At 68.3% G+C, this 26,032-nt stretch carries 22 protein-coding genes; 14 read left to right on the forward strand and 8 right to left on the reverse strand.

Translation table 11 applies throughout. The annotated features are described in order from the left end of the window. Positions 1–41: 41 nt before the first annotated feature. Positions 42–653, reverse strand: coding sequence for a GTP cyclohydrolase I FolE (folE, locus tag ACZK2G_RS21705; protein WP_004141296.1), 612 nt, complete (start codon positions 651–653; stop codon positions 42–44). A 476-nt stretch (positions 654–1,129) separates the two neighbouring features. Between folE and ACZK2G_RS21710 the strand changes: the two genes are divergently transcribed. The 6 genes from ACZK2G_RS21710 to ACZK2G_RS21735 all read left to right on the forward strand — a co-directional run bounded on the left by ACZK2G_RS21710 (position 1,130) and on the right by ACZK2G_RS21735 (position 6,804). Continuing rightward, entirely contained in the window at positions 1,130–1,585 is a 456-nt protein-coding gene (locus tag ACZK2G_RS21710) for a MarR family winged helix-turn-helix transcriptional regulator (protein ID WP_012481667.1), read from the forward strand. Between the two features lie 102 nt (positions 1,586–1,687). After that, positions 1,688–1,897 (forward strand): DUF1656 domain-containing protein, encoded by a 210-nt coding sequence (locus tag ACZK2G_RS21715; RefSeq protein WP_010487502.1) that lies wholly within the window; start codon positions 1,688–1,690, stop codon positions 1,895–1,897. Then, positions 1,894–2,811, forward strand: coding sequence for an efflux RND transporter periplasmic adaptor subunit (locus ACZK2G_RS21720; RefSeq protein ID WP_046988841.1), 918 nt, complete (start codon positions 1,894–1,896; stop codon positions 2,809–2,811). The genes ACZK2G_RS21715 and ACZK2G_RS21720 overlap by 4 nt, the downstream gene beginning before the upstream one ends. After that, a complete protein-coding gene (locus tag ACZK2G_RS21725) occupies positions 2,808–4,268 on the forward strand; it encodes an efflux transporter outer membrane subunit (RefSeq protein WP_046988842.1) in 1,461 nt (486 codons plus the stop codon). Before ACZK2G_RS21720 ends, ACZK2G_RS21725 begins: the two co-directional genes overlap by 4 nt. Positions 4,269–4,271: 3 nt before the next feature. Then, on the forward strand, positions 4,272–6,311 hold the full coding sequence (locus tag ACZK2G_RS21730) for an FUSC family protein (RefSeq protein WP_046988843.1): 2,040 nt from the start codon (positions 4,272–4,274) through the stop codon (positions 6,309–6,311). A gap of 94 nt (positions 6,312–6,405) precedes the next feature. Next, positions 6,406–6,804: a hypothetical protein gene (locus ACZK2G_RS21735; RefSeq protein WP_046988844.1), complete on the forward strand. Its 399-nt coding sequence runs from the start codon at positions 6,406–6,408 to the stop codon at positions 6,802–6,804. A gap of 384 nt (positions 6,805–7,188) precedes the next feature. Here the strand turns inward: ACZK2G_RS21735 and recD are convergent, their stop codons facing one another. Genes recD through recC form a run of 3 tightly spaced genes read right to left on the reverse strand, consistent with a single transcriptional unit; the run spans position 7,189 to position 16,087 of the window. Then, on the reverse strand, positions 7,189–9,069 hold the full coding sequence (gene recD, locus ACZK2G_RS21740; protein WP_478474337.1) for an exodeoxyribonuclease V subunit alpha: 1,881 nt from the start codon (positions 9,067–9,069) through the stop codon (positions 7,189–7,191). Then, the gene (recB, locus tag ACZK2G_RS21745; protein WP_478474338.1) at positions 9,066–12,746 is read right to left on the reverse strand and encodes an exodeoxyribonuclease V subunit beta; all 3,681 of its coding nucleotides are present in this window, start codon (positions 12,744–12,746) and stop codon (positions 9,066–9,068) included. Before recB ends, recD begins: the two co-directional genes overlap by 4 nt. Next, positions 12,743–16,087: an exodeoxyribonuclease V subunit gamma gene (recC, locus tag ACZK2G_RS21750; RefSeq protein WP_478475613.1), complete on the reverse strand. Its 3,345-nt coding sequence runs from the start codon at positions 16,085–16,087 to the stop codon at positions 12,743–12,745. The genes recB and recC overlap by 4 nt, the downstream gene beginning before the upstream one ends. Before the next feature lie 193 nt (positions 16,088–16,280). On the opposite strand from recC, the gene ACZK2G_RS21755 reads away from it, so the two are divergent. From ACZK2G_RS21755 to ACZK2G_RS21780, 6 genes are read left to right on the forward strand one after another with little or no spacing between them, the layout of a single operon-like run. After that, a complete protein-coding gene (locus ACZK2G_RS21755; protein WP_046983848.1) occupies positions 16,281–17,069 on the forward strand; it encodes an ABC transporter ATP-binding protein in 789 nt (262 codons plus the stop codon). Continuing rightward, positions 17,069–17,818: an MlaE family lipid ABC transporter permease subunit gene (locus tag ACZK2G_RS21760; protein WP_046983822.1), complete on the forward strand. Its 750-nt coding sequence runs from the start codon at positions 17,069–17,071 to the stop codon at positions 17,816–17,818. The genes ACZK2G_RS21755 and ACZK2G_RS21760 overlap by 1 nt, the downstream gene beginning before the upstream one ends. Before the next feature lie 59 nt (positions 17,819–17,877). Next, entirely contained in the window at positions 17,878–18,402 is a 525-nt protein-coding gene (gene mlaD / locus ACZK2G_RS21765) for an outer membrane lipid asymmetry maintenance protein MlaD (protein WP_010487482.1), read from the forward strand. Beyond that, positions 18,399–19,061, forward strand: coding sequence for an MlaC/ttg2D family ABC transporter substrate-binding protein (locus tag ACZK2G_RS21770; protein WP_046983823.1), 663 nt, complete (start codon positions 18,399–18,401; stop codon positions 19,059–19,061). Before mlaD ends, ACZK2G_RS21770 begins: the two co-directional genes overlap by 4 nt. After that, positions 19,051–19,362: an STAS domain-containing protein gene (locus tag ACZK2G_RS21775; RefSeq protein ID WP_012512544.1), complete on the forward strand. Its 312-nt coding sequence runs from the start codon at positions 19,051–19,053 to the stop codon at positions 19,360–19,362. The genes ACZK2G_RS21770 and ACZK2G_RS21775 overlap by 11 nt, the downstream gene beginning before the upstream one ends. A gap of 1 nt (position 19,363) precedes the next feature. Further along, on the forward strand, positions 19,364–20,374 hold the full coding sequence (locus ACZK2G_RS21780; protein WP_046983824.1) for an MlaA family lipoprotein: 1,011 nt from the start codon (positions 19,364–19,366) through the stop codon (positions 20,372–20,374). 100 nt (positions 20,375–20,474) lie between these two features. Here the strand turns inward: ACZK2G_RS21780 and ACZK2G_RS21785 are convergent, their stop codons facing one another. The 3 genes from ACZK2G_RS21785 to ACZK2G_RS21795 all read right to left on the reverse strand — a co-directional run bounded on the left by ACZK2G_RS21785 (position 20,475) and on the right by ACZK2G_RS21795 (position 23,184). Beyond that, positions 20,475–21,020: a glutathione peroxidase gene (locus ACZK2G_RS21785; RefSeq protein ID WP_046983825.1), complete on the reverse strand. Its 546-nt coding sequence runs from the start codon at positions 21,018–21,020 to the stop codon at positions 20,475–20,477. A 137-nt stretch (positions 21,021–21,157) separates the two neighbouring features. Beyond that, complete coding sequence (locus ACZK2G_RS21790; RefSeq protein ID WP_046983826.1) at positions 21,158–21,556, reverse strand: hypothetical protein; 399 nt, start codon at positions 21,554–21,556, stop codon at positions 21,158–21,160. Positions 21,557–21,627: 71 nt separating this feature from the next. Next, positions 21,628–23,184, reverse strand: coding sequence for a DNA recombination protein RmuC (locus tag ACZK2G_RS21795; RefSeq protein ID WP_046983827.1), 1,557 nt, complete (start codon positions 23,182–23,184; stop codon positions 21,628–21,630). A 45-nt stretch (positions 23,185–23,229) separates the two neighbouring features. On the opposite strand from ACZK2G_RS21795, the gene ACZK2G_RS21800 reads away from it, so the two are divergent. Next, a complete protein-coding gene (locus tag ACZK2G_RS21800; RefSeq protein ID WP_253077902.1) occupies positions 23,230–23,835 on the forward strand; it encodes a glutathione S-transferase family protein in 606 nt (201 codons plus the stop codon). Between the two features lie 121 nt (positions 23,836–23,956). On the opposite strand, the gene ACZK2G_RS21805 is transcribed toward ACZK2G_RS21800, so the two are convergent. Further along, entirely contained in the window at positions 23,957–24,964 is a 1,008-nt protein-coding gene (locus ACZK2G_RS21805; protein WP_295381811.1) for a zinc-binding alcohol dehydrogenase family protein, read from the reverse strand. Positions 24,965–25,055: 91 nt separating this feature from the next. Between ACZK2G_RS21805 and ACZK2G_RS21810 the strand changes: the two genes are divergently transcribed. Further along, positions 25,056–26,027: a LysR family transcriptional regulator gene (locus ACZK2G_RS21810; protein ID WP_478474343.1), complete on the forward strand. Its 972-nt coding sequence runs from the start codon at positions 25,056–25,058 to the stop codon at positions 26,025–26,027. Positions 26,028–26,032 lie beyond the last annotated feature (5 nt).

Here is a 26,032-nt window from a genome sequence, read left to right on the forward strand (position 1 = left end):
CATGCCGGCCACGCGGGGCCAGCGGGGTGCGGGCAAGCGGCTCAGCGCTTGCCGCCCACTTCGATGAAACGCAGGAACTCGGCGCGGGTACGCGCGTCGTCGCGGAAGCTGCCCAGCATCTTCGAGGTGACCATGCTGACGCCGCGCTTGTGGATGCCGCGGGTGGTCATGCATTCGTGGGCGCCTTCGACGACCACGCCGACACCGATCGGCTGCAGCACATCCTGGATGCACTGGGCGATCTGCGCGGTCATCTTCTCCTGCACCTGGAAACGGCGGGCGTAGGCTTCGACGACGCGGGCCAGCTTGCTGATGCCCACCACCTTGCCGGCCGGCAGGTAGCCGACGTGCACGCGGCCGATGATCGGCGCCATGTGGTGTTCGCAGTGGCTTTCGTACTCGATGTCGCGCAGGACGATCAGTTCGTCATAGCCGGCCACTTCCTCGAAGGTCCGCTCCATGTAGGCGCGCGGGTCGTCGCGGTAACCGCTGAACCAGTCGCCATAGGCTTCGGCAACACGGCGGGGGGTATCCAGCAGGCCTTCACGGGACGGGTCCTCACCGGCCCAGCGCAGCAGGGTGCGCACGGCATCCTCGGCCTGGTCCTGGGTCACGTCGCCCTGCGGGGCGGCCTTTTCGTTGTTCTTGCTCATTGCGTACAGCGTCCCGATCGGGGGGCGAGCATCGTACCCGACCGGGGGGTGGGTCGTCCTGTTGGGACGGTTCATCGGGGGGTACTTCCGGCGCGTGCTTGCTATCGGTCTGGAGTGGGAGAGGGGGCTGCGCAGGACACGCCGTAAACCCGTCCATGGGGGCTCGATGGCGCCATCCATGGCGCCAACGGTCCTGCGCAGCCCCCCTCCCCCTCCTTGACGGTTTCCTGCGGGCGCGGCCGGACCGCCCGAAAGCGGGGTCAAAAGCTGGGGTTCATGGCTTCGGAAACGGCTCGCGCCACTGCCCTGGTGGGTGCGGACCTTGGTCCGCACTGCTTCTGCCCTTGCCTTTAAAGAGCCAACCCTCCGCCACCCCAGCCGATAGCCAGCAGGCGCAACGCTTTCCTCACTGCACCCCGCCCATTCAGAAAAACCCATTGATAGGAATGAAATTAGTAGTATCCTATCTATCTCTTATGGACCGACCCCTCGACGAGCGCACCGTGCTGCAAATGCAGCTCAGCTCCGGCCTGCTGTACGCAGGGCGGCAGTGGCAGCGCCTGGCCGACAGCCGGCTCGGCAGCTATGGCATCTCCACCGCCTGCACCATGCCGCTGCTGATGATCGGCCGCTCGGGGGGTGGCATCCGCCAGGTGGCGCTGGCCCAGCAGCTGGGCATGGAGGGGCCTTCCCTGGTCCGCCTGCTGGACAAGCTGTGCGCCAGCGACCTGGTCCGCCGCGAGAGCGACGCCAGCGACCGCCGCGCCAACCTGTTGTGGCTGACCGACGCCGGCCACGCGCTGGTCAGCGAGCTGGAAGACCAGTTGATCGGCCTGCGCCAGGACGTGTTCGGCGAGCTTTCCATGGATGAACTGCACGCCGTGCTGAAGGCATGGCGCCTGCTGGCCGAGGCCGCCGACCGCATCACGTAAGACCGCTGCCCCCGAGTACCGCCGCTGCCGTTCACACGCCAGCGGCTTTTACCCGTTGCCGTTGTTTCGTTGTTCCTCCCCTCCCCCACCTCGCCCCTACCGATGCCCGGTGAATTCAGTCTCCACGGAGTGTTCGTCCCGACCCTGCTCGGGTTGATGTTGTTGGCCTATCTGGTCAACAGCGGCCTGCACGCGCTGCTGCAGCGTGCCGGCGCCTATCGCCATGTATGGCACCCGGCGCTGTTCAACCTGGCCCTGTACGGGATCGTGCTTGGCCTGCTGTTCCACCTTCTGCGTTGGATGCAATCGTGAACAAGATCGTGAAGAAGACCCTGCCGGTGCTGCTCACCAGCGCAGCCGTGATCGTCGCCCTGCTGGTGCTGCGCCAGCTGTGGGTCTACTACATGGATGAGCCATGGACCCGCGACGCCCATGTCGGCGCCGACGTGGTGCAGGTCGCACCGGATGTGTCCGGCTTGGTGGAAACAGTGCAGGTGGCCGACAACCAGGCGGTGAAGAAGGGCGATCTGCTGTTCGTGATTGATCGGGCGCGCTACCGCATCGCGCTGGAACAGAGCCGCGCCAGCCTGGCCGAACGCCAGGCATCGGTAACGCAGCTGCGCCGCGAGATCGGGCGTGATCGCAGCCTGCAGGACCTGGTCGCCGCCGAGGATGCCGAAGTACGCCGCGCCAAGCTGCAGGCCGCCCAGGCCGCGCTGGCCACCGCGCAGGCGGCGGTCGACCTGGCCGAACTCAACCTGGCCCGTACGGAAGTGCGTGCGCCGGCCAATGGCCGCGTCAACGACCGCACCATGCGCGTGGGCGACTACGTGGTGGCCGGCAAGCCGGTGCTGGCGCTGCTGGATACCGGCTCGTTCCGCATTGACGGCTACTTCGAGGAAACCCGCCTGCGTGGCGTGACCCCGGGACAAGCCGTGGACATCCGCCTGATGGGCGAATCGACCCCGCTGCGTGGCCATGTCGAAAGCATCGCCGCCGGCATCGAGGACCGTTATCGCAGCAATGGCAGCACCCTGCTGCCGAACGTGACCCCGGCCTTCGACTGGGTGCGGCTGGCGCAGCGCATTCCGGTGCGCATCGCCATTGATGAAGTACCCAAGGGCGTGGAACTGATCGCCGGCCGCACCGCCACCGTAACCGTGGACACCGGCCGCCACCCGCACAACGACAAGGCCGGCAACGCGCCGACACAGGCGGGCCTGTGAACGCCGCCCTGCCCCGTCTCGGCCTGATCGTCGCGCTGGCCAGCCTGGCCGCGTGCAGGACCGTCGGTCCCGACTACGCATTGCCGGAAGGTTCGGCGTTCAAGCGTCCGCAGGCCAATACCGCCTTCATCGACACGCAGAACCCGCAGATTGCCGCCAACCAGGCGCTGCCCGACCGCTGGTGGTCGCTGTACAACGACCCGGTACTGGAAGGCCTGATCACCCAGGCGCTGCGAGACAACGTTGAACTGAAGGCCGCCAATGCGCATCTGCGTCGCGCTGCGGCGGTGTACGAGCAGGCGCTGGACGCTGGCGGCTTCGAGTACGAGGCCGAGGCCGGGGTCAGCCGCGCACAGCTGTCGGCCGAATCGTTCCTGCAGGAGCACGAGCTGCCGGTGATCAACCTGGCCGATGGCAAGTTCGCGGTCAGCTACCAGTTCGACCTGTTCGGCAAGCTCAAGCGCGGCGCCGAAGCGGCGCGTGCCGACGAGCAGTCGGTCGCCGCAGCACGCGATCTGGCCCAGGTCAGCGTGGTCGCGCAGGTGGCGGACAGCTACCTGGAAATCTGCCACGCCAACCACGAGCTGCACGTGGCCGAGCATTCCCTGCAATTGCAGCAGCGCAGCCGTACGGTCACCGAGCGCCTGATCGCGGCTGGCCGCGGCACACCGCCGGAACTGGCCCGCGCCAATGCGCAGGTGGCGCTGCTGGAAGCCGCACTGCCACCGCTGCATGCGCAGCGCTCGGCCGCCGCCTATTCGCTGGCCGCCCTGCTCGGGCAGACCCCGGGTCAGCTGCCGGCCGGCGTGATCGACTGTGCACATGCCCCCAGCCTGGCGCAGCCGCTGCCGGTCGGTGATGGCCGTGCGCTGCTGCAGCGTCGCCCGGACGTGCGCCAGGCCGAGCGCAAGCTGGCCTCGGCCACGGCGCGGATTGGTGTCGCCACTGCCGAACTGTACCCGGACATCCGCCTGGGTGCCTCGCTCGGTGCCGCCGGCCTGCTGGAAGACTTCGGCACGCCAATGACCCAGCAGTGGTCGATCGGCCCGTTGATCTCGTGGACGCTGCCGTCCTCGGGCACGCATGCGCGCATCCACGCCGCCGAGGCGGGTGCCGATGCAGCCCTGGCCGAGTTCGACCACACCGTGCTGCAGGCGCTGCGCGAGACCCAGACCGCGCTGGATCGCTATGCGCAGGACCTGCGCCGGTTGCAGTCGCTGCGCATCGCGCAGGAGCAGGCCGCGCTGGCCGCCGAGCAGAACCGCCGGCTGTACCAGGGCGGCCGCACGCCGTACCTGTCCAGTCTGGATGCCGACCGCAGCCTGGCCACCAGCGACGCCACCCTGGCCGCCGCCGAAGCGCAGGTCTCGCGCGACCAGATCCACCTGTTCCTGGTGCTGGGTGGTGGCTGGCAGGCCAGCGCCGCCGCGCCCAACGCCCCGACCGCAGCGAAGTAAGCCATGAACGCGCTGACCGACCGCCAGGCCTGGCTGTTCTCGATCAAGACCTATCTGGCTGCGGTAGCCGCGCTGTACATCGCCATGGCCGGCAACCTGTCGCGCCCGTACTGGGCGATGGGCACGGTGTACATCGTCAGCCAACCGCTGCTCGGCCCCACCCGGGCCAAGGGCGTGTACCGCATCGTCGGCACGCTGGTGGCGGGCCTGGCCACCCTGCTGGTGCTGCCGGCGCTGGTGGAAACGCCGCTGGTGCTGAGCGCGGCGATGTCGATCTGGCTGGCCGGCTGCCTGTTCATGGCCCTGCTCAACCGTGGCCCGCGCGGTTACGCATTCCTGCTGGCCGGCTACACCACCGCCTTCATCGGCTTCCCGGCAGTGACCTCGCCGGAAACCATCTTCGACACAGTGGTGGCACGCAGCGAGGAGATCATCCTCGGCACGGTGGTGGCAGTGCTCTTTGCTTCGCTGCTGTTCCCGGCCTCGGTACGCCCGATGCTGCGCGCGCGCATCGGCAACTGGATGGAGGACGCCGCGCAGTGGTGCCGGCAGATCCTTGAACGTGGCCGCGCGCATGCGCCACGCAACCGGCTGGCCGCCGACCTGGTGCAGTTCGAGGCGCTGATCGAATTCCTGCGCCGTGATGATCCGCGCCATGCCGGTTCGGCGGTGTCGATGGAGCGCCTGCGCGAGCGCATGCTGCTGCTGTTGCCGGTGCTGTCCTCGATTGCCGACCGCCTGAGCGCGCTGCGCAGCGATGGCCACGCCCTGCCCGAAGGCCTGCCGGCGCTGGTCGATGACATCCACGACTGGCTGGACGGGCCGACCAACGCCAGCGAGTACGCCCGCCTGCGCGCGCGCATCAGCGCACTGAAGCCGCAGGTGGACCGCGACCTGCAGCATCTGCAGCTGGCCAGCCTGCTGCTGCGCCTGGAGGAGCTGGTGGACCTGTGGCAGGACTGCCGTACCCTGCAGCATGCGATCGACCACGGCACTGCGCCGCTGGACCGCGCGCACTACCGCATCCGCACCGAACGAGTGCCCGCCGACAAGCACGTCGACTACGGCATGGCGCTGTTCTCCGCGCTCAGCGCCGGCGTGGCGCTGATGAGCTACTGCGTGCTGTGGATCGGCCTGGGTTGGGAAGGCGGCGGCAACGGCGCGATGATGGCCGCGGTGACCGCCGCGTTCTTCGCCGCACAGGACGACCCGGCACCGAGCATGGTGTCGTTCCTGGTGTGGGCGATGGTTGCCTCGGTGGTGGCCGGTGTGTACCTGTTCGGCGTGTTCCCGGCGGTGCACGACTTTGGCCTGCTGGCACTGGTGCTGGCGGTTGCGTTCCTGCCGCTGGGGCTGATGCTGCACCATCCGAAGAGCGCGCTGTTCGCACTGCCGCTGACGGTGAACCTGGCCGCGCTGCTGAGCCTGCAGAACACCTACAGCGCCAACATCCAGACCTTCCTCAACTCGTCGATCGCGATGTTCATCGGCATTGGTTTTGCGGTGGTGATGACCCGCCTGTTCCGTTCGGTGGGTGCCGAGTGGACCGCACGCCGACTGGTGCGGCAGGGCTGGACCACGCTGGCCGAAGCCGCCGAAGGGCGGGGCCAGCAGGATCGGCAGCGCTTCGCCGCACGCATGCTCGACCTGCTGGGCCTGCTCGCCCCACGACTGGCGGCGACGCCGGAGGGCAGCGACATCGCCTCGGTGGATATGCTCAACGAAGCGCGCATCGGCCTGAACATCCTGCAGCTGCGCCGCGCGCGACTGGAACTGCCCGAGCGCAGCCGCGAAGCGGTCGAGCACATCCTGGAAGAAGTGGCCGTGCACTACCGGCGACAGATTGCCGCGCGCAAGCCGATTGTGGCGGCCGAAGCGCTGCGCGAGCGGCTGGATACCTCGCTGGGCCGGGTCGGCAGCGTGGCTGCCTGCAAGGCCCGCGATGAAGCCCTGATGGGCCTGATCGGCCTGCGCTTCGCGCTGTTCCCGGAGGCGAAGGCATTGGCGCCGGGGCTGGCGATGAGTGCGGACGCACAGCCGTAGCGCGATACCCTGTGCGTCCACAGACTCCGCGCAGGGGTCAGAGCCCTCTCCTGCAGAGAGGGATCCGACCCTGCCGCTGCAACAGGACGGTTCAATGAGTTACGACATGATGGTGTTCGAGGCCAGTGCGGCCCCGCGGGAGGCGGCGGCTTTCATCGCCTGGTTCGAGAAGCAGACGCAGTGGAACGAGCGCCACGAGTACGACGACCCAGTGGTCAGCAGTCCCGCGTTGCAGGCGTGGTTCGCGGAGATGGCGCAGGAGTTCCCGCCAATGAACGGGCCGTTGAGCAATGACGACGATGATCGTGCCGAGGTGACCGAGTACAGCATCGGTAGTCAGGTGATCTACGGTGCATTCGCCTATTCGGTGGCCGAGCGCGCGCATGGCCGCGTGCAGGACCTGGCCGAGAAGCACGGCGTGGGGTTCTTCGATGTCAGTGCGGACGAAGCGGCGATCGTGTTCCCCGATGGGCTGGTACTGATCGCGGAATGACGGGGGCGGCAGGGCTGCACCCTGCACCTGCCGAATCAACGTCAACGTCAAAAGCGGGTATTCCTTGGGATGGCGGGGTGGGTCCGGTTGAGGGGGACGCCGTAAACCCATCCATGGGGGCTTGGTCGCGGCATCCATGCCGCTCACACCCCCTCAACCGGACCCACCCCGCCTTCGACAGTTTCCTGCGAGCTGTCGGCACGGCGTTCTGCTCTGGTGGGTGTCGACCTTGGTCGACACGGTAGATCCACGGCATGCGTGGATGAACGTCGGAATGATCGAAGTACGCTGTTGTAGAGTCGAGTCATGCTCGACTGCTTCTGCCTGGCGATCAGGTGAAGGGGTCAGAGCCCGTTCCCGAAGGGAACGGGATCCGACCCCCGTTCAGAACAACCTGCCCTGCACCGTAGGCTGTTCGATGCGCGCCGGTGCTTCGACCACCGCTTCCACACCCAGTCGCCAGGCCAGGCCACCCAACCGGCTGGCGTGGCGCTTCAGCGCGGCCTGCAGCACGTCGGCACTGCCGGCCACATGCAGGACCTGACGGGCGCGGGTCAGGCCGGTGTAGACCAGTTCGCGCGACAGCACGCGGCTGTCCTGGCGCGGCAGCTGCAACCACACTTCGTCGAACTCCGAGCCCTGCGCCTTGTGCACGGTCATCGCGAAGGCGCTTTCGTGCGCGGGCAGTGCGGCCGGGTGGAAGGCGCGCGGCTGATCGACGCTGTCGCCGGGGAACCAGGCCACCATCGCGCCGCTGCCATCACGCAGGCAGATGCCGATATCGCCGTTGAACAGGCGATGCCGGTAGCTGTTCTCGGTGACCAGCAGCAGGCGGCCCTGGAAGTAGCCGGGGGTGTTGCCGGCCAGCAGCTGTTCGATACGGCTGTTGAGCCCGCGCGCGCCCTGCGGGCCTTCGCGCAAGGCGGTCAGCACGCGCAGGCGACCCGCCTGCTGCAGGGCCCGTACCGGATCGGCGGTGTCGGCCAGCGCGCGCCAATGGCCCAGCAGGTGCTCACGCTGGCCACGCAGCGGATCGGCTTCGCCTTCGTGGAAATGCACGCCGGCCAGTTCACCACTGCGCAGCAGCTGCAGCGCGGTGCTGCTGTCGCCCTCGCGCACGGCATGTGCCAGCGGTGCCAGGTCCAGCGCATCGCTCTGCCGGTAACCGCGCTGCAGCTGCACGCGGCGGCCGGCGAAGGCGCGTGGCGAGGCCTGCGGCTGCAAGGTGGCCGGCGCCAGCAGGCCGTGCAACGCCTGCGCGTCGTCGGCACGGGTGCCGATGCCGTCGCCGCTGGCACGCAGGATCGCGCTGAGCACGTCGCCGGCTTCGACCGACGGCAGCTGGTCGGGATCGCCGAGCAGGATCAGCCGGGTGCCGCTGTCGATCGCATCGACCAGCTTGGCCATCATCGGCAGATCGATCATCGAGGCTTCGTCGACCACGACCACGTCCACCGGCAGCGGGTTATCGGCGTGATGGCGGAAGCGCGGTGAATCGGGAATCACGCCGAGCAGGCGATGCAGGGTGGTGCCGGTACTGGGCAGCGCCGTGCACAACGCCGGGTCCAGTCCTTGTTCCTGCAGCCTTTGCACGGCCACGCGCAGGCTCTCGGCCATGCGCTCGGCGGCGCGCCCGGTAGGCGCAGCCAGCGCCACCTCGGGAAGCGGCTGGCCGGCCTGCCGGGCCTGCGCGGCCAGCAGCAGCAACAGGCGCGCGATGGTGGTGGTTTTGCCGGTGCCGGGGCCGCCGGTGACCAGCGCCAGCGGATGGCGCAGGGTCACGCCGGCGGCGCGTGCCTGGTGATCCTCGCCGCCCAGTGCCTGTGGGAACAGCTGCGCGAACAACGGCGCCAACGCTGCCATGTCCGGCGCCGGCAGCGGATGTCGGCCGATGCGCTGCAGCCCAGCCGCCAGCTGACGCTCGTACTCACGGTAGCGGCGCAGGTAGAGCAACCCGTTTTCCAGCACCAGCGGTGCATCCTCGGCGATGGCGTCGGCCTGCTCCGGCGTCGCGATCCAGGGCGATGCGCGCAACTGTGCCAGCCAGTCCTGCGCGGCAGGCCACTCGGGAACGCCTTCCAGCAACCGCTGCGGATGTGCCGGATCGAACGCTGCGTGTCCCTGCGATACCGCCAAAGAAGCCAGGGCGGCCGCCAGTGCCACACTCTCGGGCGTGTCGTCGCGCAGCCGCTGCAGGCTGGTCGCCAATGCATGGTCGAGGGTGCGTAGCAAGCCTTTCTTGTGCAGCTCCTTCAACAGGCTCATGCGCCGGCTCCACGGGCACGCGCGGCCAGTTCGGCCTGGGCCTTTTCGCCACCGGCGAACAACGCATCCAGGGCATCCACCAGCGCCAACGGGAAGCGGTCCACATGCACACCGTTGCCGGCGGCATCCAGGCCGCGGCAGAACAGATAGCGGATGCCGCCCATGTCGCGCTCGTAGTCGTAGGCCGCACCCAGGCGGAAACGCAGCCAGCGATGCAGGGCCACGGTGTAGATCAGCGCCTGCAGGTCGTACTCGCTGTGGCGCATGGCAATGGCCAGCAGGTCCGGGCTGTAACCAGGCAGGCGGTTGGACTTGTAGTCGAGCACGTACCAGCGCCCGTCGCGCACATAGGTCAGGTCGATCATGCCGGTCATCAGCCCTTCCAACCGGCGGCGCTGGCCGAAGCCGCGTCGCGTGCTGGAAACACCGTGCGCATGCAGCACCTGCAGCAGCGCCGGCACCGTCGTCGGTTCGATGGCGAAATGGAAGTCGATTTCCGCGCGGCGCTCGCCTTCGCCCAGACTGTGCAGCGCGCCGCCTTCGGGCAGCGGTACGGTCAGCGTGTGGCCGACCAGCGGCACCAGCACCGCCACGCCATCGTCCAGATCGGCATCGGCATAGCCCTCATCGTGCAGCGCCTTGCGCAGCACCTCGGCCTGGCCTTCTGGCGCTTGTTGGCCGGGCTGCCAATCGCCCCAGGCAGCGAAATCGACGTTCTCCATGGCTTCGTGCAGCACGTTGCCGAAACGACTGCCCATGAAGCGCGGGTCGATCGGTGTGCTGTCCTCGGCCGCCGCCGCGGCTTCCGGCAACGCCGGTTCCAGTGGCAGTTCCGGGCCAGCGGGTTCGTCAGCAGCGGGCGCCGGCAGCTCGGTCGCGGCGGCTTCGATATCACTGCCCGCGCCGGCATCGGCATGGGCGAGCTGGGTGAAGCTGTATACCCACCAATCGTGCGGTACGCGCCGGGTCAGGGCACGCACCGCCGGAAGGTCACCTTCCACTTCGGCCGCCAGCGGTGGCAGCGAGGACGGTGCCTCACTGTCATCGATGTACACATCGGCGTGCGAGCGCAGCGCCTGCAGGTCACCCAGCAGCGGCGCCAGACGCGTCTTGCCGAGCCCCGCCAGATCGCCCACTGCGATCCACAGCGCATGCTCGGCACGGGTCAGTCCCACATACAGCAGGCGCGCATCCTCGGCACGCTGCTCACGCTCGCGCTGGGCACTCGCCGCTTCCCAGGCCTCGTCCTTGTCCAGCTTCCAGTGCAGCTGGCGCCGGCCGCCCACATGCACCGTGCAGTGCGAGGCAGTGTTCGGTGCGCCACCGTCGATGCCGACAAACGGCAGGAACACCAGCGGATACTCCAAGCCCTTGCTCTTGTGCAGGGTTATGATCTGCACGCGGCGCGCGTCCGATTCCAAGCGCAGCAGCTGTTGCTCGTCATCCTGGTCGGCGCTGGCCATCTGCCCCTGCAGCCAGTCCAGCAGGCCGTGCATGCCCAGCGCCTGCGCCGAGGCTTCCTGCAGCAGTTCACCCAGTTGCAGGTAATTGGTCAGACGGCGCTCGCCGTCGATCAGCGCCAGCAGGCGTTCGCCCTGTGCGGCGCAGACATCGGCAATCACCGCGAACGGCCCGCCGCGTTGCCAGCGCTCGCGCCAATGCAGCAGCCGCGCCTGGAACTCGCGTTGCAGGTCGCCCTCGCGTTCCATCGCGGCGATCGCACTTGCCCGCTGGCCAAGCAGCACGGTGGCCAGCACCGCACGCAGGCGGCCTTCGTCGGCGGGTTGCAGCAGTGCCAGCAGCAGCGCACGAAGATCGCGCGCTTCAGCGGTGGCGAACAGGCTCTGCTTGCCGGCTGCCACCGCGGGAATGCCGACCGCGGCCAGCGCGCGCTGTACCAGGGTGGCCTCGCGATGCGAGCGCACCAGCACCGCGATGTCACCAGGCTGCACCGGGCGCCCACGCAACACGGCATTGCCGGCCCGCGCAGCGACCAGGGTCTGATGGATCGCGGCCACGCAGGCCTGGGTGGCCGCATCGCGCGAGGCATCGGCACTCATTGCCTTGTCACCGCCACTGCGCAGCACGCGCAGGGTCAGCGCCACGGCGGCATCACCGTTGCGCAGATAGTCCGTATCGATACGCACGCCACCGGGCCGCACCGGCTCGAACTGGATGTCGCGTTCGAGGAAGGCGTCCTCACCACCGTTGTCGTACAGCGCCTGCAGCGCACGCAGCACAGCCGGGCGCGAGCGGAAGTTCTGGTCCAGCACAGGCGCCTGCTGCGCCACCTGCCTGGCCTTCAGGTAAGTATGGATATCGCCGCCGCGGAAACCATAGATCGCCTGCTTGGGGTCGCCGATCAGGAACAGCGCCGGTGCCAGGCCGAGCTCGCGTACCTCCGGCGAATCGCCGAACACGGTGTGGAAGATGCCCCACTGGCGGTCGTCGGTGTCCTGGAACTCATCGACCAGCGCGATGCGGTACTGCGCGCGCAGTTGTTTCACCAGTGGCAGCCGTTGCGGGCCTTCCAGCGCCACCGCCACGCCATCGATCAGATCGTCGTAGGTCTGCACCCGGCGCGTGCGCTTCAGCGCCTGCAGCCGCTGCGTGGCTTCGGCGCGAAGCACGTGCAGGAAATTCAATGCAGTGGCACGCAACCAGGCATCGCGTTCGGCCAGCAGCGCGACATAGCGCGCCAACGGCGCCTGCAATGGCGACGACGGCGTGCGATCGGGGAATTTCTTGTTGGTCTTTTCGGCCAGTACATCCGGCAGCAGTGCTGGCAGGCGTTCGCTGGCCAGAAGTTCGCGCGGGTCGGCACGCTCGGCCCAGGCCAGCAGCTGCCGGCCCAGCGGGTGCAGCCAGCCCAGCTTGTAGGACACCCCGTTGATCCACTTGTTGTCGACGGCATCGCAGAGGTCGATGAAGAACTGCTCGCCATGCTCGCGCACGCTTGCCGACAGTGCTTCCGCCGCGCACTGCAATGCCGGGTGTGGATCGGCCAGCGCCACCGCCTGTGGCAACGGGTGCAGTGGCGGCGCAGCCAGCAGCGCGCGCAGATCGGCGGCCAGCGCATCCGGGTTGGACCACAGCCAGGTCAGCGGCTCCAGCGTGGCCGGGTCGTTGGCATGCACGCGCCACAGGTCAGCGGCCAGCTCCTCCAGCAGTTCACGATCGCTGGCCAGCAGTTCCGGCGGATCAAAGGTATGGCCGCTTTCCAGCGCATGCTCACGCAGCACGCGGGTGCAGAAGCCGTGGATGGTGAAGATCGAAGCCAGGTCGATCTCATCGGCGGCCACCTGCAGGCGTCGCTTCAATGCGGCCGCGCTCTCGGTTCCGACCTGTAGATGGCGCTGCAGTACCTCGCGGGTCAATCGCACGTCCGGTGCTTCACCCTCGGCCGCTTCCAGATCGACCAGGCGCGCGGCCAGCGCCAGGCGCTCGCGGATGCGCTTGCGCAGTTCCTGGGTGGCGGCATCGGTGAAGGTCACTGCCAGGATCTGGCCGATACGCAGGCCCTGCTCCACCACCAGCCGGGTGAACAGCGTGGCCAGGGTGAAGGTCTTGCCGGTGCCGGCGCTGGCTTCGATGAGGCGGATGCCGTCCAGCGGCAGGGCCAGATAGGGATCGCGGTTGAGGGATTCGATGCCGTCTTCGGCGATGGCGGTGTTCATGCGCCGCCCTCCTGGCGTGCTTCGGCGCCGAGGGTGCGGCCTTCGCGCACCGCGCTGAAGACCACTTGGCTGTTGCGCAGCAGGTCGGCATAGCTGGCATCGGTGGCGAACGGGTCGGCGCCACGCAGCAGCAGCTGCCAGGCGTCGCTGCTGGCTTCACCCCAGCTGCGGTCGCTGCCGTGCCACTGCTTCCAGCCTTCGCTGCGCTGTTTTTCTGCCGGCGCGTTGTACAGCACCCAGCCGGTATACGGGGCAAAGCGCAGCGGTTCACGCAGGCCACGCTGGCGCAGCTGCAGCAGTGCACGCAGCGCCGCCCGTGCAGCGGGAACGCTCAGTGCCGGCAGCACATGCGGGCCCGGACCGGCATCGCCGCCATCGTGGAACTGCACGAGGGGCAATGCGTCGCCGGCGGCGTTGGCCAGCAGCCAGTCCAGGCCCTGACGGATCACTGCGTTGCCATTGAGCGTGCCGGCGCGCAGGCGTACCAGCCCTTCGGGATGCCGATCGGCCACGCGGCCATGCAGGCGCACGCCATCGATCTCCACCTCATAGCGACGGCTTTCCAGTGGTTCGCCCTGCATCCAGCCCAGCAATGCACTGGCATACGGGCGCGTCTTCAACTGCTCCACCTCGAACTGGCGCTCGCCCAATGGACCCGAGGGCAGCAGGCCGCGTGCGCGCAAGCGCGGGTACAACGGCTCGATATCGCCACTGAGCGCAGCGCGCACCACCGCCGCCTGCACACTGCGCTTTTCCGGGCCACGCGAAGACAGCACCAGCGGTTCCAGGTCATCGACCTCCTCGACCTCGTCAGCCAGGCGCAGGCCCAGCGACTGCGCCAGGAACTGCCCGGCCGGATCGCACAGGAAACGGCGCAGGGTATCGAGCGCGACCTCGTCTTCCACCGCATCGTCGAGCGGCGGTGGCAACGGTGCATCGAACCACGGCTGCAGTCCACCACGCTGGCCGGTGAGGCGACCGGCCGCCGGATGCCACTGGCGGCGATAGCTGAAGCGGCGTGGATCGCCATCACCAAACGCGGCTGGCGAGAACGGCTGCAGTGCGTGGCGCACGGTGAAGTCGCGGACCGCCAGAGGCGGATCGAGGTGATACGCAGCGGCGGCATCGATCAGTTCGCTGACCAGCACCGACGGCTCGCGCACGCTTCCATCGCGCGGATCGGCGCCGAGATAGCTGAGATAGAACACCTCCTGCGCGGCGGCGAACAGCTGCAGGAACAGGAAGCGGTCGTCCTCGCGCGTGGAGCGGTCGCCCGGACGGCGGCGCGGCGTATCCAGCTCGGCGGTGAGCTGGTTGAGACCGGCAGCCGGGTCACGGCGCGGGAAATCACCGTCATTGAGGCCCAGCACGCAGATCACCCGGAATGGCAGCAGGCGCATCGGCACCATGCGGCCGAAACTGATGCCACCGGTCAGCAGCGGTGCGCGCGTATCGGCCTCGCCCAGCGCACCGGCGAAGTGCGAACGCACCACCTCCGGTGGCACGCCGTCTTCGAAACCGGCCTTGGCGGCATCGTCGGCAAACTGGTTGAGCAGCTTGCGCAGGCGCTCCAGCGCGCGCTGGCTGTTGGGCGAGCTGGGCGCGGTGGGCAACAGTGCATCGAGCAGCGACAGCAGCCGCTGCCGCCACTGCGCCGGGGTCAGCAGCTCGCCGAGGCGATGCTGGTAGATCGCCAGCACGCGCAGCAGGCGCAGCAGCCGGTCCAGCGCTTCCAGCGCACCCCCTTCCAGCTCGATCCACGGCGCCACGCCGGCCAGGTCGGTCTCGCTGCCGGTGGCGTGACCGAGTACCAGGCGGTCCAGCGCGAACTGCCAGGTGTAGGCGTCGTCGGCCGGCGCCTGGTGCTGGTGGCGGTGCTTCGCATCCAGGCCCCAGCGTGCACCGGCCTGCTGCAGCCAGCCATGCAGGCGGTCGAAGTCCACCGCTTCCAGCCCAGCCGCTTCGGCCAGCGGTGCACTGGCCAGCAGGTCCAGCACTTCATTGAGCCCGAATCGCGATACCGGCAGCCCCAGCAGGTGCACGAACACATCGGCAAGTGGTTCACCTGCAAGCGGGCTGCTGTCGGCCAGCGCATAGGGGATGTGCTCCTCCTCGCCACCACGGCCGCCGAACACCGCTTCCAGGTACGGCACGTAGGGATCGATGTCCGGCGCCAGCACCGCGATCTCGCGCGCCTGCAGCGGCGGGTCGAAGCGCGGGTCCTGCAGCAGGCTGCGCAGCTGGTCGTGCAGCACCTGCAGCTCACGCAGGCGGGTGTGGCAGGCGTGCACCTGCAGGCTGGGGTCGTCGCTGCGCAGCCCGTCGCGCAGCTCGCCCGAGGGCAGCGCGCGGCGGTGGAACAGATCGCGCTGCAGGCGATGCAGCAGGCTATCGGACAGGCCGCCCTGGTCCAGGCTCGGGCGTGTGTCCTCCTCCGGATCGGAATAGGCCGCAATCTCGCCGGCCGGGTGCACCACCTCGTAGCTGCCCAGCACCGCCATGAAGTCGCGGCCCGCCGCACCCCAGGCTTCCAGCAGGCGGTTCTCGCCTGCGGCCTCGCCGAACGGGTCCGGCGCGCCGCTGCGCAGGCGCTCGGCCAGGGTCTGCAGATCGCCCCAGTACGACTGCACCGGGGTGGGCATATAGAAGTGCAGCTCGCCGACACGCGCCTGGGTGGCCATCACCCGCAGCACGTCGGGCGAGATGTTGAGCGTCGCAAACGCGGACATGCGCAGCGGCAAGCCCTGCGGCAGCGGCTTACCGGCACCCTCGAAGCGGTCCAGGTATTCCTGGATGCGGCGCGCGCGATAGTCGTGGCCGTGGGTGATGGTGCGCCACAGGATCGCCTGCGGGTCGGCCGGATCGGCACCGGCGGCCCAGCGCAGCAGCCAGTCACGACGCCAGGCCTGGTACTTCTCGAACACCGAGGCCAGCTCGCCGGCCAGCGCCCACGGTTTCAACGCGTCGCCACCGGCAAGATAGGACTGCAGCGCGCGCATCGGGGGCTGCGCCAGCAGTACCGGGTCACGCAGTGCCTGGTACAGCTTCCAGTGCAGGCCGGCCGCGTCCAGGTCGTCCTGCTCGCCGCTGACATTGGCCTTCAGCGCACGGGCCACGAACTCGCCCGGGGTCAGGAATTCAAGATTGGCGGCAACGCCAAACTCAGCCGCCAGTGTCGCTTGCAGCCAACGCCGCATCGCCACCTGCGGGATCAGCACCACTTCCGGTGCCAGCAACGGCTGGCCAGATACCGGCGCACGCACGTTGCGCGCCAGCAGCGCGGCCAGCACGTCCAGGGAGTTGGAATGGTAGAGGCGGAAATCGCTGCCCGGGTCACTCATCGTGCACAGTGTGCAGCACGGCACGCAGTATTCAATGATCCGGGCCATCGCCGGTACGGATTGTTCCGGGACCCCTGTCGATTGTCCCGGCCTGCGCGAGGGCTTGCCGTGCAACAATACTGGACCGTCCAGTCTGCTTATGTTCAGCAGACGGGCCCGATCCTTCGATGTCTAAAAAACGTTAATGGTGCCCATGTCGGCTTCCGCCTCCAGTCTGGTGCAGTTATCCAACGTCCGCATCGACCGGAGCGGGCGCACGATCCTGCGCGACGTGTCGCTGCAGGTGCCCAAGGGCAGCATCACTGCGGTGCTCGGTCCGTCCGGCAGTGGCAAGTCGACCCTGCTGGCGGCGCTGACCGGCGAACTGCGCCCGGTCGCCGGCGAGGTCACCCTGTTCGGCAAGCCGATTCCGCACAACAGCGGCGCGCTGCTGGAAATGCGCAAGAGCGTGGGCGTGCTGCTGCAGGGCAATGGCCTGCTGACCGACCTCACCGTGGCCGAGAACGTGGCGCTGCCGCTGCGCACCCACACCCGCCTGCCCGCTGCGGTACTGCGCCGGCTGGTGCAGATGAAGCTGCATGCGGTGGGCCTGCTGGCCGCCGCCGATGCCTGGCCGCGTGAGCTGTCCGGCGGCATGGCCCGGCGCGTAGCGCTGGCCCGCGCGCTGGCACTGGACCCACCACTGATGATCTACGACGAGCCGCTGACCGGGCTGGACCCGATCGCCTCGGGGGTGATCATGAGCCTGATCCAGCGCCTCAACCACAGCCTGGGCCTGACCAGCATCATCGTCAGCCACCACGTGCACGAGACGCTGCCGATCTGCGACCAGGTGATCGCGATCGCCAATGGCGGCGTCGTGTTCCAGGGGTCTCCCGAAGCGCTGCAGTCCAGCCAGGACCCGCTGCTGCGGCAGTTCCTGCATGGCCAGCCCGATGGCCCCATTCCGTTCGATGCCGCGCCGCGCGCGAGGGTCGCCTGATGCCGTTCGTCCAAGCCACCCGCTCGCTGGGCCGTGCCGGCCTGTTCTCGCTGACCGTGCTGCGTGGTTCGCTGCCGACCCGTGATTTCCTGGGCGAGCTGACCCGCGAGATCTACAAGATCGGTGCGCGCTCGCTGCCGATCATCGCCGTCGGTGGTGCCTTCGTCGGCCTGGTGCTGACCCTGCAGGGCTACCGCACGCTGACCACCTTCGGTGCGGCCGACGCACTATCGACCCTGCTCGGCCTGTCGCTGTACCGCGAACTGGCACCGGTGCTGACCGCGTTGCTGTTCATCGGCCGCGCCGGCAGCTCGATCGCCGCCGAACTGGGCCTGATGCGTGCCACCGACCAGATCAAGGCACTGGAGCTGATGGCCATCGATCCAGTGGCCAAGGCCGTGGCGCCGCGCTTCTGGGCGGCGGTGCTGACCGTGCCGCTGCTGACCGGCGTGTTCTGTTCGCTGGCGATCAGCGCCAGCTACTTTGAAGCAGTACACGTGCTGGGCCTGGACAATGGCGTGTTCTGGTCGGCGCTGCGCAACAGCGTGGACTTCTGGGACGACTTCGGCGTGGCGATGCTGAAGTCGGCGATCTTCGGCGGCACCGCGGCACTGGTCGCGTCCTACGTCGGCTTCCATGCCGAACCGACCATCGAAGGCACCTCTGTCGCCACTACCCGTGCGGTGGTCAACGCCTCGCTGCTGGTGCTGATGTTCAACTTCGTGCTGTCGGCAATGTTGTTCACCTAACCCCTCCACCGGCGGTGCGCATCGGCGCGCAGCCACAACGACTCGATCAGGTAATCCACATGGCCATCCGCGGTCCCAGACTCGAATTCTCCGTCGGCGCCTTCCTGCTGCTGGCCCTGGCCTCGCTGATGGTGCTGGCCGTGGCCTCGACCAACCAGCGCTGGAGCTGGGGCAGCGAAGGCTACGACCTGAAGGCACGCTTCTCCCAGGTTGGTCAGCTGCGCAAGCAGGCGCCGGTGAAGATCGGCGGCGTCACCGTCGGCCAGGTCGCTTCGATCGACCTGGACCCGGTGAAGTTCGAATCGATCGTGACCCTGCGCATGGACAGCAAGGTCAAGGACCTGCCGGCGGACACCTCGGCCGGCATCTTCACCAGCGGTTTGCTGGGCGAGAGCTATATCGGTCTGCAGCCGGGCGGTGATCCGGACGTGCTCAAGGCCGGCGACGAGATCGTCTTCACCCAGCCCGCCGTGGACCTGATCCAGCTGGTCGGCAAGTACATGTTCAGTGGCGGCGCCGGTGGCGGCGCTGCTCAGAAGCCCAACGATGGCGCACAGGCGCCTGCAACGGAACCGCAACCATGAAGATGAAACTGATCCCGGCCCTGCTCGCCTCGGCGCTGCTGGCAGCCACTCCGTTCCTCGCCCAGGCGCAGGCCGCCGCTCCCGCCGCAGCCGCGGCGCAGGGGCAGGCGGGCAAGGTGGTGATCGATGCCAGCAGCCGCATCCTGAGCACCCTGCAGCAGCGCAAGAGCGAATTCACCAGCAACCCGGCCAGCCTGCGCAGCTACATCGACAGCGAGCTGACCCGCACCTTCGACCGCGACTATGCCGCGCGCCTGGTGCTGGGCCCGCACGCCCGCGGTGCTTCCGATGCTGACATCAAGCTGTTCGCCGATGCGATGGCCGACAGCCTGATGCAGCGCTACGGTTCGACCCTGCTGAACATCCAGGGCAAGCCGAGCTTCCGCCTGAAGGGTGAAAGCCCGCTGCCGGGCAATCGTGGCGTGCGCGTGAGCACCGAACTGGTGCGCGCCGGCAACGAGCCGACCCCGGTCGAGTACTGGATGCGCAACGTGAACGGCCAGTGGAAGATCTTCGACGTCAACATCGAAGGCATCTCCTACGTGCAGACCTTCCGCAACCAGTTTGACACCCCGCTGCGCCAGAAGGGCATCAAGCAGGTGGCCACCGAGCTGCACAGCGGCAGCATGCAGGCCGGGCCCGCGGGCAATGGCAAGTAACGCGCTGGCGCTGCTGGAAGGCGACACCCTGCGCCTGCGCGGGGTGCTCGACCGTGCCGCGGTGATCGCACTGTGGCCGCAACTTCAGGCACTGCCGGCGAAACTGGCACGGCTGGAGCTGGGCGAGGTCGAGCGCGTGGACAGCGCCGGCCTGGCCCTGCTGGCTGAGCTGGCCGCGCGTGCACGCACGAGCGGCCATCCGCTGGCGATCTCCGGCGCGCCGGCCGGCTACAACGAATTGAGCGCGGCCTACCGGCTGTCGCCCGACCTGGATTTCAACGCTACTTCTGCTGCGAGCTGACATGAACGTCGTACGCACTCTCCCCCTGATCGTCCTGGCCACCGCCCTCACCGCCTGCGCCGGCAAACCCGCGCGCAGCGATGCACCGGTGGCCAGCACCGTGGTCCCGGCCAGCACCACCGCCGAGGCCCCTGCCGTCGATACCGCAGCGGCCGAAGCCGGCTCGGCCGCACCCGTCGCAAGCCCGCCGGCTGCGGCCAGTCTGCCTCAGGCAGCGGCCGCGTCCAGCGCCGACACCGACGCTGCGAAGGCTGCAGCCGCCACCGCACCGGGCGGTGACGACGACTTCGATGCCCTCTACGGTGGTGCCGGCAACACCGGCAGTGCAGCGGCCTACGACCCGTGGGAACCGTTCAACCGCAAGGTGCACAAGTTCAACAACGCGGTTGACCGCGGCATCGCCCGCCCGCTGGCCACCGCCTATACCCACGTGGTGCCGCGCTTCGCGCGTACCGGTGTCAGCAATTTCTTCAGCAACCTGCGTGCGCCGGTGACCATCACCAACCAGCTGCTGCAGGGCCGCGGTGGCGATGCCTGGGACAGCCTGGGCCGCTTCCTGATGAACAGCACGCTGGGTATCGGTGGCCTGTTCGATCCGGCCAGCAAGGCGATGGTGCCGCGTCGCAATGAAGACTTCGGGCAGACCCTGGGTGCCTGGGGCTGGCGTCGTTCGCGCTACGTGGAACTGCCGTTCTTCGGCCCGCGCACCGTGCGCGATGTGTTCGGCCTGGCCGGTGACATTCCGCTGTCGCCGATCCGCCGCATCGAAGAGGACAAGCTGCGTATCGGCCTGCAGGGCCTGCAGCTGGTCGATACCCGCGCCCAGCTGCTGGCGATCGACGACCTTCGCGACACCGCCGTGGACGAGTACTCGCTGGTCCGCGACGCGTGGATGCAGCGCCGCAACTACCAGATCGAGAACGATCTGCGCAGCAAGCGCGACCGTGGTCACGACGACGCCAATTCGCCGATCCCGGTCGATGCGATGCCGATGCCGCAGTGGACTCGTTGAGTCCTTCCATCGACGCATGAAAACCCCCGCCTCGGCGGGGGTTTTCTTTTCCAGCGAGATTCTTCTCCGGTAGGTGCCAACCTTGGTTGGCACGCTTTCCTCAGGCTGCCAGCGCTGCCTCGATGGCCTCGCGCACGCGCGCATCGTCAGCGGCCACGTCCGGGGCAAAGCGGGCGATGACCTTGCCGTCGCGGCCGATCAGGAACTTCTCGAAGTTCCACAGCACCGCCGGTGCCGGATGGATCGGGATCTCCTTGCTGGCCAGGCGCTCACGCAGCGGGCCTTCGCCGATCGACTGCGGCTGTGCGGCGGTCAGCTGCTGGTACAGCGGGTGGGTGTCGTCACCGGCCACGCTGATCTTGGAGAACATCGGGAAGCTGACGTCGTAGGTGAGCTGGCAGAACTGCTGGATTTCCGCCTCGCTGCCCGGCTCCTGGCCGAGGAAGTTGTTGGCGGGGAAGCCCAGCACTTCCAGGCCCTGCGCGTGCTTTTCCGCATACAGCGCCTGCAGGCCTTCGTACTGCGGGGTCAGGCCACACTTGGAGGCGACGTTGACCAGCAGCAGCACCTTGCCCTGGTAGTCGGCAAGCGAGGACGGCTGGCCGTCAATGGTGGTGAGGGAAATGTCCTGGATCGGGGTGCTCACGCGGGGGCTCCGGCAACAGCGGGGAATGGCCCACCAGCATAGCGCCGCGCGATGCCGGTAGTGCCGGCCGCTGGCCGGCAATCGTGCGACCGTTCGCAAGGGTTCATGCGGTTGCCGGCCTGCGACCGGCGCTACGATCAATCCACGCAGATCGTGCCCAGCGCCTTTCCATCCTCGATGCGCTGGCGGCAACCGAAGTTCTGGCTGGCATCGCGCTGGCATGTACCGGTGGCGGCACTGCCGGCGGCCACTTCGCCCGTGGCCAGGCACTGGCCGGTGCAGTCGCTCTTGCGGCTGCAGGCCTTGCCGGCATCAGCATGGGGAATCACGCATTGCTCGCGCTGCAGCCGGCCGAGCCGCTGCAGGGTGCCACCCGCTGCCTGGCAGTCGACGTCACGCGCTTCGCGGTACGCCTCGGCTGCTTCAGGACTGGTGGCTGCGGCAGGTGTCGCCGCCGTATCGGCAGCCGGTGGTGCGCTGCTGCAGGCGGCAAGCAACGCGGTCAGGACGAGGCTGGTACAGAGGCACAGGCGCATGGCGGTACCTGATCGAGACGGACAGGCCGCCAGCATACGCATCGACGATGCAGGCGGCGTATCCGCGTGACTCAGGCCTCGTCGGTGTCGCCGTCGCTGCCTTCGTCCTCGCCCGCCGCATCACTCTCGGCCAGATCGCCCAGCAGCGACTGCGCCTGTTCGGATGCCAGCGACTCCACGCCACGCAGGCGCCGTTCGATCGTACGCGTCTTGCGGCTGGCCTCGCCGATGCTGCGACCAACCGTGGTGATCTGCTTCTCGGCCTTTTCCAGGATGCCGGCGAACTTGCCGAACTCGCTCTTCACCGCGCCCAGCAGGCTCCACACCTCGCTGGAACGCTGCTCGATGGCCAGCGTGCGGAAGCCCATCTGCAGGCTGTTGAGCAGGGCGGTGACCGTGGTTGGCCCGGCCACCACCACGCGGTGCTCGCGCTGAAGCAGATCAACCAGGCCCGGGCGCCGGATCACTTCGGCATACAGGCCTTCGGTGGGCAGGAACATCACCGCGAAGTCGGTGGTGTGCGGCGGCGCGATGTATTTGTCGCAGATCGACTTCGCCTGCACGCGTACCGCGCGCTCCAGCTGGATGCCTTGCAGGCGCACACCCTCGGCGTCGCCCTGCTCCTGCGCGTCCAGCAACCGCTCGTAGTCCTCACGCGGGAACTTGGAGTCGATCGGCAACCACACCGGCGTGTCGTCGCCGCTGCGACCCGGCAGGCGCACCGCAATATCAACCATCTCTCCGCTGTCCGGGCGCACCTTCACCGCACGCGCGTACTGCTCCTGGGTCAGCGTCTGCTCGAGAATGTTCTCCAACTGCACTTCGCCCCAGCTGCCGCGGTTTTTGACGTTGGTCAGCACGCGCTTGAGGTCGCCGACGCCTGTGGCCAGCTGCTGCATCTCGCCGAGGCCGCGCTGCACCTGCTCCAGGCGTTCGGAGACCAGCTTGAAGGAATTGCCCAGGCGGGTTTCCAACGTCGACTGCAGCTTCTCATCCACGGTGTGGCGCATCTGCTCCAGCTTCTGCGCATTGTCGTTCTGCAGCGCGCGCAGCTGTTCTTCGAGGGTCGTACGCATCTCGGCGATGCGCTGTTCGTTGCGCTGGGTCAGTTCCTGCAGGCGCAGGCCCAGGCTTTCAGTCAGGCGCTGCTGCGACTGCGCACCTTCCTCGCGCCCCTTGCGCGCATCGTCCACCAGGGTCTGGCGCAGCGCGCCGAGCTGGGTATCGGTGCGCCCGGTGAGTTCCTGCAGCTGCTGGCCAAAGGCATGGATGCGGGCCTCCTGCTGCTGGCCGAACACTTCCAGCTGCGCGCGCAGTTCCTGCAGGCGCTGTCCCATCAACGCCGCGCCCCGCTGTTGGCTCTCGGCCGCTTCGGCACGCGCCTTGCGCGCGTCTTCGCCCAGCGCTTCGCGCAGCAGGTCCAGGCGCTGGTCGGTGCGGGTGGACAGATCGGTCAGCGCGCGGGCGAAGCCATCGAGCTGTTCACGCAGTTCACTGCGCCCGGAGCGCGCTTCCTCACGCACCGCCTGTTCCAGGCGATCGTGCGGCGGGCGGCGCAGCAGGGCGACCAGCTGCAGGATGAGCACGGCCAATAGAAGGGCGCCAATAAGCAGATATTCGGTTTGCATGGGGCAAGTGTAGGCTGGCCGAGTCTCAACTGCTGCGTCAGGACCATGCTCACCCTGTACGGAAAGGCGACCTCGATCAACGTCCGCAAGGTACTGTGGCTGGGCGCCGTGCTGGATCTCCCGCTCCACCACGAACCGACGCCATCGTCGGCGCTGCTGGCCACGCTGAACCCGAACCGGCAGGTCCCGGTGCTGCGCGATGGCGACTTCGTGCTGTGGGAATCCAACAGCATCTGCCGCTACCTGGCCACGCGCGCCGGACGCGAGGACCTGCTGCCCGCCGCGGCGCAGGCCCGTGCACGGGTGGAGCAATGGATGGACTGGCAGGCCAGCGACCTCAACAGTGCCTGGCGACAGGTGTTCATGGCGCGCGTGCGCCAGCATCCGGACTATCCGGATGACGCCCGCGCCGAGGCCAGCCTGGTGCAGTGGAACCGGCTGATGGCGGTGCTTGATGCACAGCTGGGCGCTACCGACGGCTACGTGGCAGGCAACACCTTTACTCTCGCTGACATCGTGCTCGGGCTGTCGACCCAACGCTGGCGCAGCACGCCTGGCAACAAGCCCGTGCTGCCACACCTCGCGGCGTGGTTCGAACGCCTGCGCCAGCAGCCGGGTTTCGCCGCCCACGTCGACAACGGTGTGGCCTGAGCAGTGGCTTCCGCAGCTGTTGGTAGGTGTCGACCTTGGTCGACACGGCTGATCCACGCCATGCGTGGATGAAGCGCTGTAGAGCCGAGCGCAGGCTCGGCTCTACAGGAGAAACCGGGCCTTACCAGCCTTCCAGCACGATCTTGCCCTTGGCGCGATGGCTTTCCAGCAGCGCGTGGGCACGCCGCAGGTTGGCGGCATCGATGCGGCCGAAGTGCTCGCCCAGGGTGGTCTGCAGCACACCGCCGTCGATCAGCTCGGCCACCCGATTCAACAGGTCATGCTGGCGCTGCATGTCGGCGGTCTTGTACAGCGGTCGGGTGAACATCGATTCCCAGTGCAGGGACAGTGCCTTGCGCTTGAGCGCCATCACGTCGACCTGGCCCGGATCATCGATCAGCCCCAGCTGGCCCTGCGGCGCCAGCAGTTCCACGATCTGCGCGTAGTGCTGGTCGGTATGGGTCAGGCTGGCCACGTGCTGTACCTCACTGATGCCGAGCCGGGCCAGGCCCTCGGCCAGCGGCAGGCTATGGTCGATCACATGATGCGCGCCCATCGCATGGACCCAGTCCTGGGTATCCGGGCGCGAGGCGGTGCCGATCACGGTCAGCTTGGTCAGGCGGCGCGCCAGCTGCACCAGGATCGAACCAACGCCACCGGCAGCACCGATCACCAGCAGGGCCTGCCCTTCGCCGCCGCCCTCGGGAATGCGCAGGCGGTCGAACAGCAGCTCCCAGGCGGTGATTGCGGTCAGTGGCAACGCGGCGGCGGCCGCATCGTCGAGGCTGGCCGGCTTGCGGCCGACGCTGCGCTCGTCCACCAGCTGGTACTCGGCATTGCTGCCCGGGCGGTCGATGACGCCGGCGTAGTAGACCGCATCGCCAGGCTGGAACAGTGTGACCTCGCTGCCCACTGCGTCGACGATGCCGACCGCATCCCAGCCCAGCACGCGCGGGCCATCGGTGGCCACGCCGCGGCGGACCTTGGTGTCGACCGGGTTCACTGCCACCGCGTGCACCGCCACCCGCAGATCACGCGGGCCGGGCTGCGGCAGCTCCAGTTCGATGTCGATCAGGGCCCGGGCATCATCGATCGGCAGGCCGGCTTGGGTGTAGGCAATGGCGCGCATGGCAGCGGTCCAGTGGGGAAGGAGGCGACAGGTTGCGCCGCGCGCGCTCCCGCAGAAAGGCGCAGAATCGGTCAGCACTTTCACTCTGGCAATGAAGATGATCCGCTTCGACGATCTGCAGCTGTTCGTCCGCACTGCCGCGCTGGGTAGCTTCTCGCAGGCCGCGCGCGAGGCCGACCTGCTGCCCGGCCAGGTGGCTGCAGCTGTGGCGCGGCTGGAACGCGAGCTGGACCTGCGCCTGTTCGTGCGCACCACCCGCAGCCTGCGCCTGACCGGCGAGGGCGCGCTGTACCTGCCGTACGCGCAGGAGGTGCTGGCCACCCTGCGCGAGGGCAAGGCGCGCGTGCAGGGCGAGGACACCGAGCTGCACGGCACCCTGCAGCTGTCGGCTCCCTCGGACCTCGGCCGCAACCTGCTGCTGCCCTGGCTGAGCGCCTTCCGCGCTGCGCACCCGCGGCTGCGCCTGCACCTGCGCCTGTCCGACGAAGTGGCCGATGTGTTCCGCGACCCGGTCGACGTGGCGATCCGCATCGGCCACTTCGACGACGCCAGCTACGTGGCGTTGCCCCTGCTGGAAGGCAATCGGCGCGTACTCGCGGCCTCGCCCGACTACCTGCAGCGGCGTGGCACGCCCACCCGCCTGGAGGATCTGCGTGAGCACGATTGCCTGGTCTACCAGCTCGGTGGCCGCGCCTACGATCGCTGGTCGTTCGACGTGGATGGACGCCGCGTGGTGATGCCGGTGCGCGGCCCATTGGTCTGCGACGACGCCGATGTAGTGCGACGCTGGGCGGTGGCCGGCGAAGGCATCACTTACAAGTCCTGGCTGGACCTGCGCGAGGACGTGCTGGCCGGGCGCCTGCAGCTGCTGCTGGACGGTGTTGGCAGCAGCATCCCGCTGCAGCTGGTATGCCCGCACCGCAAGCAGTTCTCGCCGGCCGTGCGACAACTGCACGCGCAGCTGCGCCAGCACCTGCAACCACTGCTGTCTGGCATGCCCAGTGATCTCACCCGCCCCCTGTCGCCAATCCCGGTGCTGGCCGACAATGGCGGCCCCCCGTAACAAGA

It is taken from the genome of Stenotrophomonas sp. 107298_Sma, from assembly GCF_056480345.1.

What these genes read in the sequence shown, in the direction of transcription:
- ACZK2G_RS21730 (WP_046988843.1), top strand. Translation starts at nt 4,272, where the DNA reads ATGAACGCGCTGACCGACCGCCAGGCCTGGCTGTTCTCGATCAAGACC.
- ACZK2G_RS21755 (WP_046983848.1), top strand. Translation starts at nt 16,281, where the DNA reads ATGTCGGCTTCCGCCTCCAGTCTGGTGCAGTTATCCAACGTCCGCATC.
- ACZK2G_RS21770 (WP_046983823.1), top strand. Translation starts at nt 18,399, where the DNA reads ATGAAGATGAAACTGATCCCGGCCCTGCTCGCCTCGGCGCTGCTGGCA.
- ACZK2G_RS21790 (WP_046983826.1), bottom strand. Translation starts at nt 21,556, where the DNA reads ATGCGCCTGTGCCTCTGTACCAGCCTCGTCCTGACCGCGTTGCTTGCC.
- ACZK2G_RS21800 (WP_253077902.1), top strand. Translation starts at nt 23,230, where the DNA reads ATGCTCACCCTGTACGGAAAGGCGACCTCGATCAACGTCCGCAAGGTA.
- ACZK2G_RS21775 (WP_012512544.1), top strand. Translation starts at nt 19,051, where the DNA reads ATGGCAAGTAACGCGCTGGCGCTGCTGGAAGGCGACACCCTGCGCCTG.
- recB (WP_478474338.1), bottom strand. Translation starts at nt 12,746, where the DNA reads ATGAACACCGCCATCGCCGAAGACGGCATCGAATCCCTCAACCGCGAT.
- mlaD (WP_010487482.1), top strand. Translation starts at nt 17,878, where the DNA reads ATGGCCATCCGCGGTCCCAGACTCGAATTCTCCGTCGGCGCCTTCCTG.
- recC (WP_478475613.1), bottom strand. Translation starts at nt 16,087, where the DNA reads ATGAGTGACCCGGGCAGCGATTTCCGCCTCTACCATTCCAACTCCCTG.
- ACZK2G_RS21805 (WP_295381811.1), bottom strand. Translation starts at nt 24,964, where the DNA reads ATGCGCGCCATTGCCTACACCCAAGCCGGCCTGCCGATCGATGATGCC.
- ACZK2G_RS21760 (WP_046983822.1), top strand. Translation starts at nt 17,069, where the DNA reads ATGCCGTTCGTCCAAGCCACCCGCTCGCTGGGCCGTGCCGGCCTGTTC.
- recD (WP_478474337.1), bottom strand. Translation starts at nt 9,069, where the DNA reads ATGAGCCTGTTGAAGGAGCTGCACAAGAAAGGCTTGCTACGCACCCTC.
- ACZK2G_RS21715 (WP_010487502.1), top strand. Translation starts at nt 1,688, where the DNA reads ATGCCCGGTGAATTCAGTCTCCACGGAGTGTTCGTCCCGACCCTGCTC.
- ACZK2G_RS21810 (WP_478474343.1), top strand. Translation starts at nt 25,056, where the DNA reads ATGAAGATGATCCGCTTCGACGATCTGCAGCTGTTCGTCCGCACTGCC.
- ACZK2G_RS21780 (WP_046983824.1), top strand. Translation starts at nt 19,364, where the DNA reads ATGAACGTCGTACGCACTCTCCCCCTGATCGTCCTGGCCACCGCCCTC.
- ACZK2G_RS21735 (WP_046988844.1), top strand. Translation starts at nt 6,406, where the DNA reads ATGAGTTACGACATGATGGTGTTCGAGGCCAGTGCGGCCCCGCGGGAG.
- ACZK2G_RS21795 (WP_046983827.1), bottom strand. Translation starts at nt 23,184, where the DNA reads ATGCAAACCGAATATCTGCTTATTGGCGCCCTTCTATTGGCCGTGCTC.
- folE (WP_004141296.1), bottom strand. Translation starts at nt 653, where the DNA reads ATGAGCAAGAACAACGAAAAGGCCGCCCCGCAGGGCGACGTGACCCAG.
- ACZK2G_RS21710 (WP_012481667.1), top strand. Translation starts at nt 1,130, where the DNA reads ATGGACCGACCCCTCGACGAGCGCACCGTGCTGCAAATGCAGCTCAGC.